The organism is Sandaracinaceae bacterium (genome assembly GCA_016706685.1).
Lineage (GTDB): Bacteria > Myxococcota_A > Polyangia > Polyangiales > Houyiibacteriaceae > JADJJE01.
Map to the genome: position 1 here is coordinate 133,665 of JADJJE010000016.1, position 14,295 is coordinate 147,959.

General features: G+C 70.5%; 12 protein-coding genes. 3 read left to right on the forward strand and 9 right to left on the reverse strand.

What is annotated here, in order from left to right; translation table 11 throughout:
- Positions 1-172: 172 nt before the first annotated feature.
- The 5 genes from IPI43_20655 to IPI43_20675 form a co-directional block, all read right to left on the reverse strand.
- A complete protein-coding gene (locus IPI43_20655; GenBank protein ID MBK7776515.1) occupies positions 173-2,080 on the reverse strand; it encodes a peptidase S8 in 1,908 nt (635 codons plus the stop codon).
- Positions 2,081-2,120: 40 nt separating this feature from the next.
- Positions 2,121-2,969, reverse strand: coding sequence for a hypothetical protein (locus IPI43_20660; GenBank protein MBK7776516.1), 849 nt, complete (start codon positions 2,967-2,969; stop codon positions 2,121-2,123).
- 20 nt (positions 2,970-2,989) lie between these two features.
- Positions 2,990-4,297 carry a cyclic nucleotide-binding domain-containing protein gene (locus IPI43_20665; GenBank protein MBK7776517.1) on the reverse strand — a complete coding sequence of 436 codons (1,308 nt, stop codon included), beginning with the start codon at positions 4,295-4,297 and terminating at the stop codon, positions 2,990-2,992.
- 40 nt (positions 4,298-4,337) lie between these two features.
- The gene (locus tag IPI43_20670; GenBank protein ID MBK7776518.1) at positions 4,338-5,513 is read right to left on the reverse strand and encodes a CapA family protein; all 1,176 of its coding nucleotides are present in this window, start codon (positions 5,511-5,513) and stop codon (positions 4,338-4,340) included.
- Between the two features lie 212 nt (positions 5,514-5,725).
- Positions 5,726-7,075 carry a tetratricopeptide repeat protein gene (locus IPI43_20675; GenBank protein MBK7776519.1) on the reverse strand — a complete coding sequence of 450 codons (1,350 nt, stop codon included), beginning with the start codon at positions 7,073-7,075 and terminating at the stop codon, positions 5,726-5,728.
- Between the two features lie 109 nt (positions 7,076-7,184).
- On the opposite strand from IPI43_20675, the gene IPI43_20680 reads away from it, so the two are divergent.
- A complete protein-coding gene (locus IPI43_20680; protein ID MBK7776520.1) occupies positions 7,185-8,177 on the forward strand; it encodes a serine/threonine protein kinase in 993 nt (330 codons plus the stop codon).
- 20 nt (positions 8,178-8,197) lie between these two features.
- Here the strand turns inward: IPI43_20680 and grxD are convergent, their stop codons facing one another.
- From grxD to IPI43_20695, 3 genes are read right to left on the reverse strand one after another with little or no spacing between them, the layout of a single operon-like run.
- Complete coding sequence (gene grxD, locus IPI43_20685) at positions 8,198-8,521, reverse strand: Grx4 family monothiol glutaredoxin (protein MBK7776521.1); 324 nt, start codon at positions 8,519-8,521, stop codon at positions 8,198-8,200.
- 1 nt (position 8,522) lies between these two features.
- Positions 8,523-8,777, reverse strand: a complete 255-nt coding sequence (locus IPI43_20690; protein MBK7776522.1) for a BolA family transcriptional regulator — start codon at positions 8,775-8,777, stop codon at positions 8,523-8,525.
- Positions 8,778-8,830: 53 nt separating this feature from the next.
- Positions 8,831-10,075, reverse strand: coding sequence for a DUF4388 domain-containing protein (locus tag IPI43_20695; GenBank protein MBK7776523.1), 1,245 nt, complete (start codon positions 10,073-10,075; stop codon positions 8,831-8,833).
- An 87-nt stretch (positions 10,076-10,162) separates the two neighbouring features.
- Here IPI43_20695 and fabD point away from each other — a divergent pair, with 87 nt between their 5' ends.
- Both fabD and IPI43_20705 read left to right on the forward strand, forming a co-directional pair.
- Positions 10,163-11,101 (forward strand): ACP S-malonyltransferase, encoded by a 939-nt coding sequence (fabD, locus tag IPI43_20700; protein ID MBK7776524.1) that lies wholly within the window; start codon positions 10,163-10,165, stop codon positions 11,099-11,101.
- Positions 11,102-11,244: 143 nt separating this feature from the next.
- Complete coding sequence (locus IPI43_20705) at positions 11,245-13,593, forward strand: sodium-translocating pyrophosphatase (protein ID MBK7776525.1); 2,349 nt, start codon at positions 11,245-11,247, stop codon at positions 13,591-13,593.
- Between the two features lie 68 nt (positions 13,594-13,661).
- Here IPI43_20705 and IPI43_20710 read toward each other — a convergent pair whose 3' ends face one another.
- Positions 13,662-14,294 carry an MBL fold metallo-hydrolase gene (locus IPI43_20710; protein MBK7776526.1) on the reverse strand — a complete coding sequence of 211 codons (633 nt, stop codon included), beginning with the start codon at positions 14,292-14,294 and terminating at the stop codon, positions 13,662-13,664.
- Position 14,295 lies beyond the last annotated feature (1 nt).

A 14,295-nucleotide genomic window follows, 5' to 3' on the forward strand; every position in this document is an offset into this window, starting at 1 on the left:
AGCGCGGAGGAAGAGGCTCAGGCCGCATGCGGCCACATGTTTCAAGTGCCTTTCCGCAATGCTTCGCTATTCGCGAGACAACGCGGTTGGCAGCATGGAAGGCACGGGCGCGACACGGCACGCAGCGATGAGGGGCCGCCCATGACACGAATGTCGTGGTCCTGCGCAGCCGTCAGCGCGCGTCGCTCTGCGCAGCGGCCCAGCCGAGCCAGGCGCAGATCGCCGCGTTCGCGAGCAGCCACGGCCCCGCCACCAGCTCGGGGAGCAAAGCCAGGCGCACGGTGGGGACCAGCGCTTCGAACACCAGGCCACCCGCCACCCCGAACGCAAGAACGCTGAGCCACGGGGAGAGGCGCCGCACGTGGGCCAAGGCGGCGTAGGCCAGGAGCGGAAGCGCAGCCGTCAGCCCCAGCAGCGCCCCCACGTCCCCCAGCAGCGCGAAGGCGTGCGGCCCGGAGAAGGCGCTGACGCTGGCCGTGGTGGGCCACCACGAGAAGGCCGCTGAGAGCCCGCCACCGAACGTGAACGCACCGAACGCGGCGGCGAGCGGACCCAGTGCCAGCTTGCGACGCCGGCGCGCCGCGCCTCCATAGAGAGTGAGCAGGGCCACCGAGGCGGCCGAAGCGCCTCCCAGCGAGCGGCTGCTGCCTTGGCGTTGAAGGGCCGCGTCGGCCTGCAGGATGCCCGCGCCGAAGTCGCTGTTGGGCCCCACCTCGCGGGCGCTCTCGCGCAGCACACGCTCGATGGCGTCCGGGTCACGCAGCCCCTCGGCGCGCAGCAGGGCCACCACCCCCGCCACATGCGGCGCGGCCATCGAGGTGCCCTGGAAGCCCAGGTAGTCGTGCTGCATGGGGTCGCCCCGCACCATGGTGTTCTGCACGACGCCGTCGGGCATGCCGTCGCCGTTCTGGTCCACGCGCAGATCGCCGCCGGGCGCCATCAGGTCGAGGGCGTCGCCGTACGAGGAGTAGTAGGCGCGCGTGCCGTCCATGCGGACCGCGCCCACGGCGATGACGTGCTCGTACGCGGCTGGGTACTCCACGCGGCCGCGTCCGGTGTTCCCGGCTGCTGCCACGACCACCACGCCCTTGTCGTGGGCGTACTCGATGGCCGACGCCATGGCCCGCGAGGGCAGGCCCCCGCCGAGGCTCATGTTGATGACGTCGGCGCCGTGGTCGGCCGCCCAGCGAATGGCCGCCGCGATGTCGCCCGAGCGCCCTGCCCCACGCGCATCGAGCACGCGGATGGGCATGATGGTGGCGTCGGGGGCCACGCCGGCCACGCCGATGGCGTTGTGGGTGGACTGCGCGATGGTCCCCGCCACGTGGGTGCCATGGCCGTGCTCGTCATCCGGGGTGGCGTCGCCATCCACGAAGTCCCAGCCCGCTGCGAAGCGGGTGCCAGCCAGGTCGGGTGCGCGGCGGCCACGCTCGTGGTCGCGGTAGAGCACGCCCGTGTCGATGACGGCCACCACCACGCCGCGGCCCCGCGTGCGCAGCCACGCATGCGGCATCTGCACCTGGTCGAGGTGCCATTGGTGCCGGTAGTACGGGTCGTTCGGGCGGAAGGCGCCCCGCGCAGGCGCAACGGTGTCCGGGGCGGGTGCCTCGGGGGAGTCGCTCGCGTCGTTGGGCGTGAAGTCGATGGCGCGCGGGTCCACCGGCAGGCCCAGCGTGTGTTCGCGCTCGAGGGACTCCACCGCGCCCTGCCCGCTCAGGCTGCGCCGCAGGTCGGCGAGTTCGCTCTCGGGGATGTTCAGGCGGTAGAGCCTGCCAGCCGCGCTCAGCTCCACCCCCAGCGTTCCGTCCGGCCAGTCGAAGGGCGCCACCGCGTCGTCGATGGCCTGCGCCAAGGCGGCGCGCTGGTCGTCGCTCAGGTCGTCGTCGAGGTCCAGCAGCAAGGCACCCGATGCTCCCACAGTCTCCGAGCGCGTAGCGTCGAGATCATGGACCGGCGTGGCGTCCGCCGCGCGGCCGGGGGAGCCGAGCCGAGCCGCTACCGAGAGCCCGAGGGCCCCCAGCGCCAGCAGCACACCGAGCGCGATACGCAGACGGACCGAGGAATCGAGCGAAGACGCCACGCCCACACGGTAGTCGGCGCCATGGGCCCCCGCAACGCCCTCACTCCCAGAGCAGGCGCAGGTCGCTCAGCTTGCGGGTCTCGCGGTCGAACGTGGCGAACGCGATGCCCTCCACCTTGCGGCCACCGTCTCTGGCGCTGCAGCGGGCCGTGACCACGTCGCCGGAGGCGATGGGCTCGCTCAGCACCAGCTCGTGCCCGCGAGCCACGAACGCCGTGAGGTCCATGGGCGCGCCCTCGCACACGCGCACCCTCATGTCTGCGGTGGTGAGGTCTCGGGCCGCCGCGAGATCGTTCCCGCGCAGCGCGTTCGAGAAGGCCAGCGTGGCCTCACGCCCCGGCCGCCGCGCACCCCGCTTGGTGCCGGCCACGTAGCGTTGCATCCAGGCGCGACCCAGGAAGCGCGCCATGCGCACGCTCGAGACCATCATGGAGGCCTTGCCGCGCAGCCCCGCGCTCATGGTGCGCTGCGTGGCCTGCGACGCGTCCCAGTAGGCACCCAGGCGCTTCACCACCAGCTTCCCGTCGTCGCGGCCCAGCTCGTAGAGCAGGCGCGTGGGGATCTCGGAGCGCACGCCGAACGCCATGGTGGGCCGCAGGGTCACGTCGCGCGCCACCACATCGCCCACCACCACGTCCAGCTTCACGTCCACGAGGAGTGCCTTCATCCCGTCGATGAACGTGTCGTAGAACAGCTCTAGGTCGTTCTTGCCCGTGTCGGGCCGCGTCTTCGCGTCCTTGCGGCACGCCGGCGTCCCGACCGGGTCGTGCACCTCGGCGTCGCTCGCGTAGAGCGCCAGCCACTCGGCGCGCGCACGGCGGTTGGCGGCATCGGGGGAGGCCGCCGCGACCGCGAGGCGCGCGGCGCTTTCATCAGGGGAGTTCGCCATCCGGCCGCATATAGCAGCCCTCAGAGCATCAGCATGTCGTCGTCGATGTCGCCGCCGTCGAGCGTGAGCTGAGTGTCCATGAGGCGCTCTTCGCCCAGCTGCTCGATGTACTCGCGAATCTCCTTCACGGCGTTCACCAGCACCGCGAAGCGCTCCCGCGAAAGGAACAGCACCGTGGCCTGCATCGCCGTGGTCACGGTGGCGGTGGTGGGCTCGTTGTGAATCAGGGCGATCTCACCGAACACATCGCCGGGCTTGAGGGTGGCCAAGAGCACCCGCTCGCTACCGTCCACCTTGGACACGTCGGCCTCGCCGCTGAGCAGCAAGAAGAGACCACGGCCCTGTTCGCCCTCGCGAATGATGGTGGTGCCGGGGGCCAGGTCGTGCGCCGCGAAGCCACGCACCAGATCCAGGCGCTGCTTGGTGTCCAGCGGCCGGAACAGCGGCGACGTGGCCAGCAGGTTGTTGAGCAGACGCTCGCGCGTGAACTTCTCGAGGGCCGTGGCGATGGCGCCCACCTGGGACGACGCGGCCACCAGCGCCTCGCGCGGGAACTCGAGCAGGTCGCAGTCGTCGAGGGCCACCACCGTGGCGCTGCGCGGCTGCGCGGACACCAGCGCCATCTCACCGAAGATGGATCCGTCGTGCAGCTTGGCGAGCCGCTGGACGGCCCCGTCGTCGCGCGTGCGCTGCACCTGCACCTCGCCGCGAGCCAGCACGAAGAACGACGTGCCCACGCTGCCCTGCTCGATGATCACCTGGCCGGGGCGCGCCCGCACCAACCGAAGCGCGCCCAGCACGGCCGCGAAGTTGTCGGCCGGCAGCTCGCTGAAGACGGGGATGGGCGTGACCTTCTCGGGGAAGGCCGCGATGCGCGAGGTGTCCATGGCGTTGCGCGCCGCGTGCGTGGCCAGCTCGGCGAGCGGCGGCGGGGTGTCGAAGCGCAGGCCATCGGGAAGGAGCGCGTCCGGGTCGCCCAGCGAGAGGCGCACGCCGCGGCCGAGCTTCGGAGAGTCTTTGGCGTAGAGCGTGGCCACCCCCGCAAGCAGCTGACCGAGCTGCGGCTCGAGCGCCTGCAGCACCTTCAGCGCCACCAGCGCGCGCAGCGGATAGCCGGCGTGGGCCGCGTACTGCGCGAGCTTGGTGTAGACCATGGCTGCGGCCTGCGGCTCGCCCAGGGCCAGCAAGCAGTCCGCGATGCGCAGGCGCCCATCGAGGCTGGCGGGGTTGAGCTGCACCTCGGCGGCGTAGCCGTGCAGGGCCTCGGCGTAGCGGCCCGCATAGAGGTGGTCGTCGGCGTACTCGTGGAGATCCTTGAGGGTGCGCATCCGGGGGAGCGTACCAAAGTCGGCGCCCTTCGTGAGTGAATCACCGCGCCGCGGCAGACGACCCTAGCGCGCGAGCCGTGAGCAGCGCGGGCTCGCCAGGACGGCAGCCCTCGAGGTCCAGCCCCACGTGCGACACCAGATGGTCTCGGCGCTCGGTGATCCAGGTCATCATCTCGCCGCGCAGCGCCTCGGGCCAGTCCTCGGGAGGTTGAATGGGAGGCCCACACCCGGCCAGCGGCAGCAGGCGGAAGCGAGGTTGGCGCTCGAAGCCGCCCCAGAACCGAACGTAGCGGTCGTCGTTCATCCACGTGGGCAGGAACTGCAGCTGCACGGGGCGCCCCTCCACCAGCTCGATGCGCAGCAGCAGGCCCTCGCGCAGCATGGGGTTCTCGTCCTTCGGCATGCCCCGGAAATACGGCCGCCGTGGCGTAGCCTGGCGCGCCATGTCCGACACGAAGTTGCCGAGGCCCCACACGATGGGCACGCGGCGCTCACCCACTACCAACAGCTCCACGGGCAGCGGCACGTGCGTCCCGTGCACCACGATCACGTCTGCGCCCGCGTCGGCCAGCTGTCTCGCCCACTCGCGCCAGCGCGGCTTGGGGAGGTCCACGGCCTCACCCAGCACGTGGATGACGGGCACCAACAGCTCGGTGTCGGGCCGCAGGGCCGCGAACTGCGCGATGGTGGGCGCGTGCAGGTCGGCCAGGGCAGGCGTCCCTGGCTCGAGCGCGCCGCGCGGATGGCCATCGTAGAAGGGCACCAGCGTCACGCGTGCGCCGTCGTCCCCCACGGTCACCGGCCACGACGTGTGCGGGTAGTGCCCCGCGCCGCTGGTCACGAAGCCCGCTGCACGCGCCGCCGCGAGCGTCTCCACCAAGCCCTCTTCGCCTTGGTCGAGCGCGTGGTTGTTGCTGAGCATCAGGCCGTCCACGCCGATGCGACGCAGCCCCGCGAGCGTGTAGGCCGGCATGTTCAAGGGGATGGCCACGAGCGTCTCGCCACCCCAGGTGCTGCGGTCGATCTCGTTGCGGCGGCGGGCCACGGGGCTCTCGAGGTTGGCGAAGACGAAGGCCTCGGGCTCGCGCGCGAACCACGCGCCCACGGGCTCGAGGATGCGCGTGTAGGCGTCGGCCTCGGTGCCGCCGAGCGCGACCTCGCCCTCGATGATGCGGCGGATGCCCTCCGAGATGAGGATGTCGCCAGCGACCCACACTACGGTGCGCGCGGGTCGACGGGGCGCAGCAGGCGAATCGGTGCGACCTGGGCGCGGGGGCTCATGCCGTGCGTGCGGCGGCGCATCCACGGGTGGGGGGGCAGCGGCGCGCCCTCGCTCGCTGCACGCGAGAGAAGCTGCGCTGGCCAGTCCGAGGATCACGGGCAGCACCCCACCGAGGGCTCGGATGCGCACACCGGCCCGGGCCATCATCAACCCGCTCGGAGGGCCAGCAGCCGCTCGAGGGCGTCCTCGGAGCTGGGGTCCCGGTCGAGCGCCGCCTGGAACGCGCGCTCGGCCTCGTCTCGATGCCCGCTGCGCTCGCCGAGGATGCCCAGGTTCAAGAGGGGGTGGGGGTCGCTCGGTGAGAGCTCCGCCGCGCGCTCGAACGACGCTCGGGCCTCTGCCTCACGCCCCAGATACATGAGCGCCACCCCACGACCGTTGTGGGCCTCCGACTGCTGTGGGGCCCGCTCGATGGCGCCCTCGAACGCGCCGAGCGCTTGGTGCAGCTGCCCGCGCGCCACGTGCGTGTTGCCGAGGCGCACCTCTACCATCACGAGCCCCGGGTCGAGCGTGAGCGCGTGCCGGTAGGCCTCGACCGCCGCGTCGAGGTCACTCGTGGCGCGGCGCAGGTCGCCGAGCGCAACCCACACGGAAGCATCACGCGGAGCCAGCTGACGAGCGCGCTCGAGGTCGCTCGCAGCGCCGGGGCCCTGCCCTTGCTCCATCCGCGCCAGCCCACGGCCGAGGAAGGCCGCTGGGTCCGTGGGCGCGAGCTCGAGCGCTTGGCTGTACGATGCCTCGGCACCGGCCAGATCCCCGCGCACCCTCAGCACACGCGCGAGGTCCATGTGTCCCACGGCGTCCCGCTGGTTCAAGCGCAGCGCCTCACGGTAGGCGTGCTCGGCCCCCTCGAAGCGCCGCTGCTGCTCGAGCGCCTCACCCAGCACGGCATGGGCGCGGCTCGCCTCGGGTTCGCGTCGCACCAGGGCGCGCGCGTAGCGCTCGCTCGCCTGCGGGTCACCCACCTCGAGCGCCAGCGAGGCGGCCGCCATCAGCCCGCGTGCGTGCTGGGGCACCAACCGCAGCGTGTGCGCCACGTGCTGTTCGGCCTCAGTCAGGCGAACCCCACGACGCGCGATCTCGGCGGCCAGCAGGTGCGTCTCCGCGTCCCAGCCGTGCAGCTCCACCGCAGCTGCGAGCGTGCGCTGCGCGCTGGGCAGGTCCCCGCCTTGCAGCGCGACCAGCACGCTGGCCCGGACGAGGAGCGCCTCGGACTCGACGTTGTGGATGCCCCGCTCGCGCGCCCGCACGAGGTGTGACAGCGCGCTGCTGGCCGCCAGTCGATCGAGGCCCGGAGCCTCCACGATACTGGCCTCGAGGCGTGCGCGCGCGCCTCCGAGGTGCTCCTCACCCTCTGCTGTTCTGCGCTGCGCGTAGAACTGGAAGGCGCCGCCGCCCACGACCACGAGCGCGAGCAGGAGCACCCCTCCGCGAACACGGCGACGCAGAGGGAGCGCGAGGCGCAGCGGCCCAAGAGGCGAGAGTGAGGCACCCATGGGATGGTCTTGCCCCCGTCGAGCGAGACCAGTCAACAAATGTGCAGCGGCCAGGGTGCACAAATCCGCTCAGGTGCATCTTGGCGGGACCCCTGCTACCTTCGCCCACATGTTGGGCATCCTGAACTCCAAGTACGAGCTCGTGGAACTCGCGGGCGAGGGAGGGATGGCGCACGTCTACCGGGGCTACACGCTCGGCGCCGAGGGCTTTCGCCGCCCGGTGGCGGTGAAGCGCATCCTCGAAGGCTTCGCCGACAACGCCGAGTTCCTGGAGATGTTCGTCGAGGAAGCGCGCGTCTCGGCCACCATCCACCACCCCAACGTGGTGCAGATCCACGACTTCGATCGCGACGACGCCGGGCACTTCTACCTGGTGATGGAGTGGGTGCCGGGCGTGAACCTCTTGGACTGGTGCGAGGGCCACCGCCTGCGCGGTCAGCGCACGCCATGGCACCTGGTCGCCGCCGTGGGCATCGAGGTCTCGAAGGGCCTCGGCGCCGCCCATGAGAACCACAACGAGCAGGGCGGGCTCTCCCCCATCTATCACCGCGACGTCACGCCGCAGAACGTGCTCATCAGCCAGTTCGGGTACGTGAAGCTCACGGACTTCGGGCTGGCGCGCGCCACGGACCGCGCGCGCATCACGCGCGAGCACATCGTGAAGGGCAAGGTCTCGTACCTGGCGCCCGAGCTCACGGAGGGCGGAGACCCCTCCCCGCAGTCGGATCTGTTCGGTCTCGGAGTGCTGCTCTGGGAGTCGCTGATGGGCCGCAAGCTCTTCCACGGCGACGGTCCGGTGGACGTGGTGCGCGCCATCCAGGCCGCGGTCATCCCCTCGGTGTGTGCCGAGCGCCCAGAAGTCCCGCGTGCCTTCGACGACGTGCTGGCCTACGCGCTGGCGCGCTCGCCGCGTGACCGCTACACCAGCACGCGCCAGATGTGCCGCGCCTTGTCGAACATCCTGCGGCTGACCCCCGAGGCCACCGACGCCGACGTGCTGAGCCGCAGCGTGATCGACGCGCGCGACGCGCTGCGGGCCGGCCAAATCGCGAGCGCGCTGCGCACCGAAGCCGAGGCGCTCCCGCTCACGCGCCGCAAGTAGCGGCGCAGGGGAGAGGCCTCTCAGCCCGCGAGGAGCTTCTGCAGCTCGCCCGACTCGTACGCCTCCCGCACGATGTCGCAGCCGCCCACCAGCTCGCCGCGCACGAACAGCTGTGGGAACGTGGGCCAGTTGCTGAAGTCCTTCATGCCCTGCCGCACCTCGGCGTCGGCCAGGATGTTCACGGTGGCGAAGTCCGTGACGCCGGCGCGCTTGAGCACCTCCACCACGGTGGCGGAGAAGCCGCACTGCGGGAAGTTCTTGGTGCCCTTCATGAACAGCACGACGGGCGCTTGGGTGACCAGGCCCTCGAGGCGCTCCTTGAGCTCGGGTGTCAGCGTGCTCATGTCAGCCTCCCTGCGCTTCCCACGCTTCGGGCGTGAGGGTCTTGAAGGTGAGCGCGTGGACGGGGCCGTCCATCAGCTCGCCGAGGGCGCCGTAGACCAGCTGGTGCTGCTTCACGCGGGACTGCCCGGCGAACGCGCTGGCCACGATGACGGCCTCGAAGTGGTCCTTGGTCCCGGTCATGTCCTTGACCTCGACGTGGGTGACACCGCTCAGTTTCTCACGGAGCCGCTGCTCCAAGACGCTTGGTTCGACCATTCCGCATGGCTAAGCCTCCCGAGCGTGCGTGTCAATGCACGGCAGCAAACGGGCTACTCGATGCGGATCTGCTTCAGCCGCCGGTTGACGTCGCGCGCCAGGGTCAGCTCTTGGTCCCGAGGCAGCGTGGTGGTGGCAGAGAACAGCGCGAACGCGGCCAGCTCGTGCAGGGCCTGGTGCAGCGCGTCCACCGGGCTGTCTTGCTCCACGCCCATGAGGGCCTGGGTGATGACGCTGGCGTCCACGCAGCCGAAGTCGTCCATGCCCTCACCGAAGAAGGGCCCGTAGCCGCTGCCGTCGATCCACGCGTCCAACGTCTGGCGCGTCTGCGCCACCCCGCCGTAGGTGGCCACCGCGATGAAGATGTCTTGCATGACCTCGTTGAACGCCGCGACCAGCCGCTTCACGGTGTCCGTGTCGATGTTGGAGGCGCGCCGCAGCGTGATCATCTTCGCTTGCAGCAAGTGATAGACGGCCTTGGTGGTGGCGAACTCGCCGTGCCCGGTCATGCGGGCCAGCTCGTCGATGGTGCGCCGCCCGTCGCACACGGCCATGAGCGCCTCGGCGGCCTGGTCCAGCTTCTTGGGCGGCGGCGCGTCCGGCACCGGGACCGGGCACATCTGGTTGCTGGGGATGCGCTCACGGAACAGCGCCATCTCGTCGATGCGCTGCACGCCCTCCATGAGCAGCCCGTGGATCTGCATGTGCATCTGGATGCCCAGCGGCTCCTCTGCGTCCGTGGGCAGGTGGAACACGTAGTGCCCCTCACCGGCCAGCAGCGCGCCGTGGAAGACCTCCACCGACTGCTTCTGCAGGAACTGGAAGAGCTGCGCCGAGTCGATGATGCCGCGCGCCACCAGGGTCTCGCCGAAGCGTTCTTCCGGGGAGAGGTCCTGCAGCACCCGCTCGAGGTCACGCCGGGAGATGCCACCCGCGCGGAAGATGACCTCGCCCAGACGGTCGTCGCTGGAGGAGCTGGCCGCTCCCTTGAGGGCGCCCTGGTCGAACAGCAGGCGCCGCTCCCAGGTGGGCGTGGCCACCAACAGCTCCCCGCGCCAGTTGGCGGTGGCGATGACGTTGATGACCTCCATGACGGTCATGCGCGTGACGATCTCGCCTGCCATCAGGACACGCGGGCGCGCCTCCACGCCGAGCGATGCGTCCCCGAACAGGAGCAGCCCGGGCGACGCCACGGCCAGATTGTACGAGCCGGCGAAGCGCTTGAGGGCTGGGCCACCGGTCGCGGAGCTGCGCACGACCCCGCTGGGTTCGATCACGAGATCGGCTTCATCAACCACGGGCGGCATAGTAGTGCAGCGAGCGCGCGCGGGGCAACGTTCGTACGCGGACTTCTCGCGTCTCGGCGACGTGTGCTATCGCAGGGCATGTCCAAGATCGCGTGGGTGTTTCCGGGGCAAGGGAGTCAGTCCGTCGGTATGGGGCGCGACGCCTTCGATGCGTCGCCGGCGGCACGGTTGGTGTTCGAAGCAGCCGACGCTGCGCTGGGCGAGTCACTGAGCGGCCTGTGCTTCGAGGGACCGGCGGACGCGCTGTCGCTCACGGCCAACACGCAGCCCGCCATCTTGACCACGTCCATCGCGCTGCTGCGAGCGCTCGAAGAAGCCGGCCCGCTGCCCGTGGACGTCATGGCTGGACACTCGCTGGGAGAGTACTCCGCTCACGTGGCTGCCGGCACGCTGCGCTTCGACGACGCGGTGCGCGTGGTGCGGCAGCGGGGGCTCTTCATGCAGGAGGCCGTGCCCGTGGGAACCGGCGCCATGGCCGCTGTGCTCAAAGCGGAGCGCGAGCTGGTGGAGCGCGTGTGTGCCGGCATCGACGCGGTGGTGGAGCCCGTGAACTTCAACTCGCCCGGACAGATCGTCATTGCGGGCAGCGTCGAGGGCGTCCAGCGCGCGAGCGAAGCCCTGACCGCCGAGAAGGCCCGCGTCATGGCGCTCCCGGTGAGCGCGCCGTTCCACTCGAGCTTGATGCGGCCCGCGGAGGAGCGCCTGGCGCCGCTGCTGGACGCGCTCACCTTTGCCGACCCGCGTGTGCCCGTGTACGTGAATGTAGACGCGGCCCCCGTCACGGCAGGGGCGGCGGCGCGCGATGCCTTGGTGCGGCAGGTCAGCCGGGCCGTGCGCTGGGACGAGGCGGTGGTGGCGATGATCGCGGCCGGTGTCAGCGTGTTCGTGGAGGTCGGCCCAGGCAAGGTGCTGAGCGGGCTGCTGAAGCGCATCGACAAGAACGCCACGGCCATCTCGGTGCAGAGCATGGCGGACGTGGGCGCGGCGCGTGAGGCTCTCCTCGCGGCGCGCAGCTGACGCACGTCCCTGGGCGGCACCCCTCACCATTCGCGGACACCTACATTTGACGCATGGTCGGAATGCGTCATAAGCCGGTCGCGTCTGCGGGTGCCATCCGGCCCCGTTCTCCTCACCCCGAACCCCTTACGGGAACAGGTAAAATGGAACAACTCATCTATACGGCCCCGGCCGCTGGAGTCGCCGCGCTCATCTATGCGGTGTACTGGACCAGCTGGGTCAAGAAGCAGGATGCCGGCGACCAGTCGATGCGCGACATCGCCGAGCAGATCCAGACCGGCGCCATGGCCTTCATCAAGGCCGAGTACCGTGTGCTCGCCGTGTTCGTGGTGTGCGTGGCCGCGCTGCTCGCCGCCATCAACATGTCGCCGGGCCAGAGCCCGCTGATCGCCGCTGCCTTCGTGGTGGGTGCTGGGCTCTCCGCCATCGCGGGCTGGGCCGGCATGCGTGTGGCCACCTACGCCAACGTGCGCACCACCGCGGCCGCGCGCCTCGGGCTCCCGCAGGCACTCAACGTGGCCTTCAAGGGCGGCTCCGTCATGGGTATGACCGTGGTCGGTCTGGCGCTCATCGGCATGGCCGTCCTCTTCATCGCCTTCACCAAGATGTTCCCCCTCCCGTTGGCCATGAGCGTGCTCACCGGCTTCTCGATGGGCGCCTCCACCATCGCGCTCTTCGCGCGCGTGGGCGGCGGCATCTACACCAAGGCGGCTGACGTCGGCGCCGACCTCGTGGGCAAGATCGAAGAGGGCCTGCCCGAGGACGACCCACGCAACCCCGCCGTCATCGCTGACAACGTTGGCGACAACGTGGGTGACGTGGCCGGCATGGGCGCCGACCTGTTCGAGAGCTACGTGGGCGCCATCATCGGCGCCATGGTGCTGGGCCTCGGCTTCGACGTGGTCACGGCCGAGACCGTGGACACCAGCCCCGTGCTGCTCCCGCTCGTGCTCGCCGCTGCCGGCATCATCTGCTCCATCCTGGGCACCTTCGTGGTGAAGACCAAGGAGGGTGGTAACCCCCAGCACGCGCTCGACGCGGGCGCCTTCGGAGCGGCCGGTGTCATGGCCGTGGCCACCTTCGGCATCGCCAAGTACATGTGGCCCGTGGGCGGCGCCATCATCGCCGGCCAGACGGTCACGTTCATGGACGTGGGCATCGCCACGGTCGTCGGGCTGCTCGTCGGCGTCGCTATCGGCATGATCACCTCCTACTACTGCTCCATGGACAAGCCGCCCGTGGACAGCATCGCGGAGCAGACCAAGACCGGCCCCGCCACCACCATCATCACCGGCCTCGCCGTGGGCATGAGCTCCACCGCGTGGCCCGTCATCCTGATCGGCGCGGGCGTCATCCTGGCGGACCACTTCGCCGGCCTCTACGGCGTGGCCATCGCGGCGCTGGGCATGCTCTCCACCACGGGCATCCAGCTCGCGGTGGACGCCTACGGCCCCGTGGCCGACAACGCCGGCGGCATCGCCGAGATGAGCCACCAGGCCCCCGAGGTGCGCGAGCGCACCGACAAGCTGGACGCCGTGGGCAACACCACCGCGGCCATCGGCAAGGGCTTCGCCATCGGGTCGGCGGCCATGACGGCCCTCGCGCTCTTCGCGGCCTTTGCCCAGACCTCTGGCATCGACGGCATCGACATCACCAAGCCGGTGGTCATGGCCGGCCTCTTCGTGGGCGGCATGCTGCCGTTCCTCTTCTCGGCCATGGCCATGAGCGCCGTGGGCGAGGCCGCCATGGAGATGATCGAGGAAGTGCGCCGTCAGTTCCGGGAGATCCCGGGCCTGCTCGAGGGCACGGCCAAGCCCGACACCGCCAAGTGCGTGGACATCAGCACCAAGGCCTCGCTCAAGCGCATGCAGGCCCCCGGCGCCCTGGCCATCGTGACCCCGGTGGTGGTGGGCTTTGGCGGCAACCTGATCGGCCCCGGCGTGGGTGCCGAGGCGCTGGGCGGTCTGCTCGCTGGCGTCACCGTCTCGGGCGTGTGCATGGCCATCTTCATGTCCAACGCGGGCGGCGCGTGGGACAACGCCAAGAAGTCTTTCGAGGGCGGCGGCTACAAGATGAAGAACGGCACCGTCCACCCGAAGGGCTCCCCTGCACACAACGCGGCCGTGGTGGGTGACACCGTGGGCGACCCCTTCAAGGACACGGCGGGCCCCTCGCTGAACATCCTGGTGAAGCTCATGAGCGTGGTGGCGTTGGTCATCGCGCCGAACATCGCGGCTCCCGCGAGCACGACCGCGACCGGCGACGAAGCCGTCATCACGGACACCACGGGCACCACGCCCCCTGCGGCCGACGCGGCTGTGGTGGCCATCGCCGACGCTGGCGCCGCGGACGAGGACGAAGACCTGGACGACGAAGACCTCGACCTGGACGACTCCGACCTGAACGACGACTGGGGCGACGAGGAGCTGGACGAAGAGGAGCCCGCCGAGGGCACCGAAGCGAGCGACCTACAGCTTCGCCTCGGGCTCTGAGGCCCGGCGCTGCTTTCGTGGAGAGGCCGTCCTTCGGGGCGGCCTTCTTCGTTCCGTCGGTCGCGCCGTTAGAGGAAAGGGTTGTGCCGCCGCTCGTCGCCGATGCGCGTGACCGGGCCGTGCCCCGCGATGACCAGCGTGTCGTCCGGCAGCGTCAGCAGCTTGTCTTCGATGGACTTCAGGATCAGGCGCCCGTCACCACCCCAGAGATCCGTGCGGCCGATGCCTCCGCGGAAGAGCGTGTCGCCCGCGAGCAGGAGCGGGGTCTCGCCCTCCACCAGGAAGCACAGGCTGCCGGGCGTGTGACCCGGCGTGTGCAGCACACCGGCCTCCACGGTGCCGGCATGAACGCTGTCCTGGTCCTTCAGGAAGCGGTCCACCTCGGGCAGCTTGGGCGCCTTCATCGGCACGCCGAACGCGTTCAGCTGCATCTGCAGGTCGTTGTACAGGAAGAGGTCACCCTCGTGCAGCATGGTGGGCGCCGAGGTGGCCGCCTGGACCAGGTGCGTGGCCCCACAGTGGTCGAAGTGCGCGTGCGTGTGGATGATGGCCACGCAGCGCAGCCCCTTGGCCGCGAGCCGCGCGAGGATCTTGTCCGCCTCGCCGCCCGGGTCACACACGATGGCCTCGCCTCGCTCGAGGTCACCCACGATGACGCAGTTGCAGCCCAGCGGGGCCACGGGGAAGTGCTCGACGTACATG

Excerpts from the sequence above, each read along its gene's own strand:
- IPI43_20660 (MBK7776516.1), bottom strand. The coding sequence starts at position 2,969 with ATGGCGAACTCCCCTGATGAAAGCGCCGCGCGCCTCGCGGTCGCGGCG.
- IPI43_20665 (MBK7776517.1), bottom strand. The coding sequence starts at position 4,297 with ATGCGCACCCTCAAGGATCTCCACGAGTACGCCGACGACCACCTCTAT.
- IPI43_20675 (MBK7776519.1), bottom strand. The coding sequence starts at position 7,075 with ATGGGTGCCTCACTCTCGCCTCTTGGGCCGCTGCGCCTCGCGCTCCCT.
- IPI43_20680 (MBK7776520.1), top strand. The coding sequence starts at position 7,185 with ATGTTGGGCATCCTGAACTCCAAGTACGAGCTCGTGGAACTCGCGGGC.
- grxD (MBK7776521.1), bottom strand. The coding sequence starts at position 8,521 with ATGAGCACGCTGACACCCGAGCTCAAGGAGCGCCTCGAGGGCCTGGTC.
- IPI43_20690 (MBK7776522.1), bottom strand. The coding sequence starts at position 8,777 with ATGGTCGAACCAAGCGTCTTGGAGCAGCGGCTCCGTGAGAAACTGAGC.
- fabD (MBK7776524.1), top strand. The coding sequence starts at position 10,163 with ATGTCCAAGATCGCGTGGGTGTTTCCGGGGCAAGGGAGTCAGTCCGTC.
- IPI43_20705 (MBK7776525.1), top strand. The coding sequence starts at position 11,245 with ATGGAACAACTCATCTATACGGCCCCGGCCGCTGGAGTCGCCGCGCTC.
- IPI43_20710 (MBK7776526.1), bottom strand. The coding sequence starts at position 14,294 with ATGTACGTCGAGCACTTCCCCGTGGCCCCGCTGGGCTGCAACTGCGTC.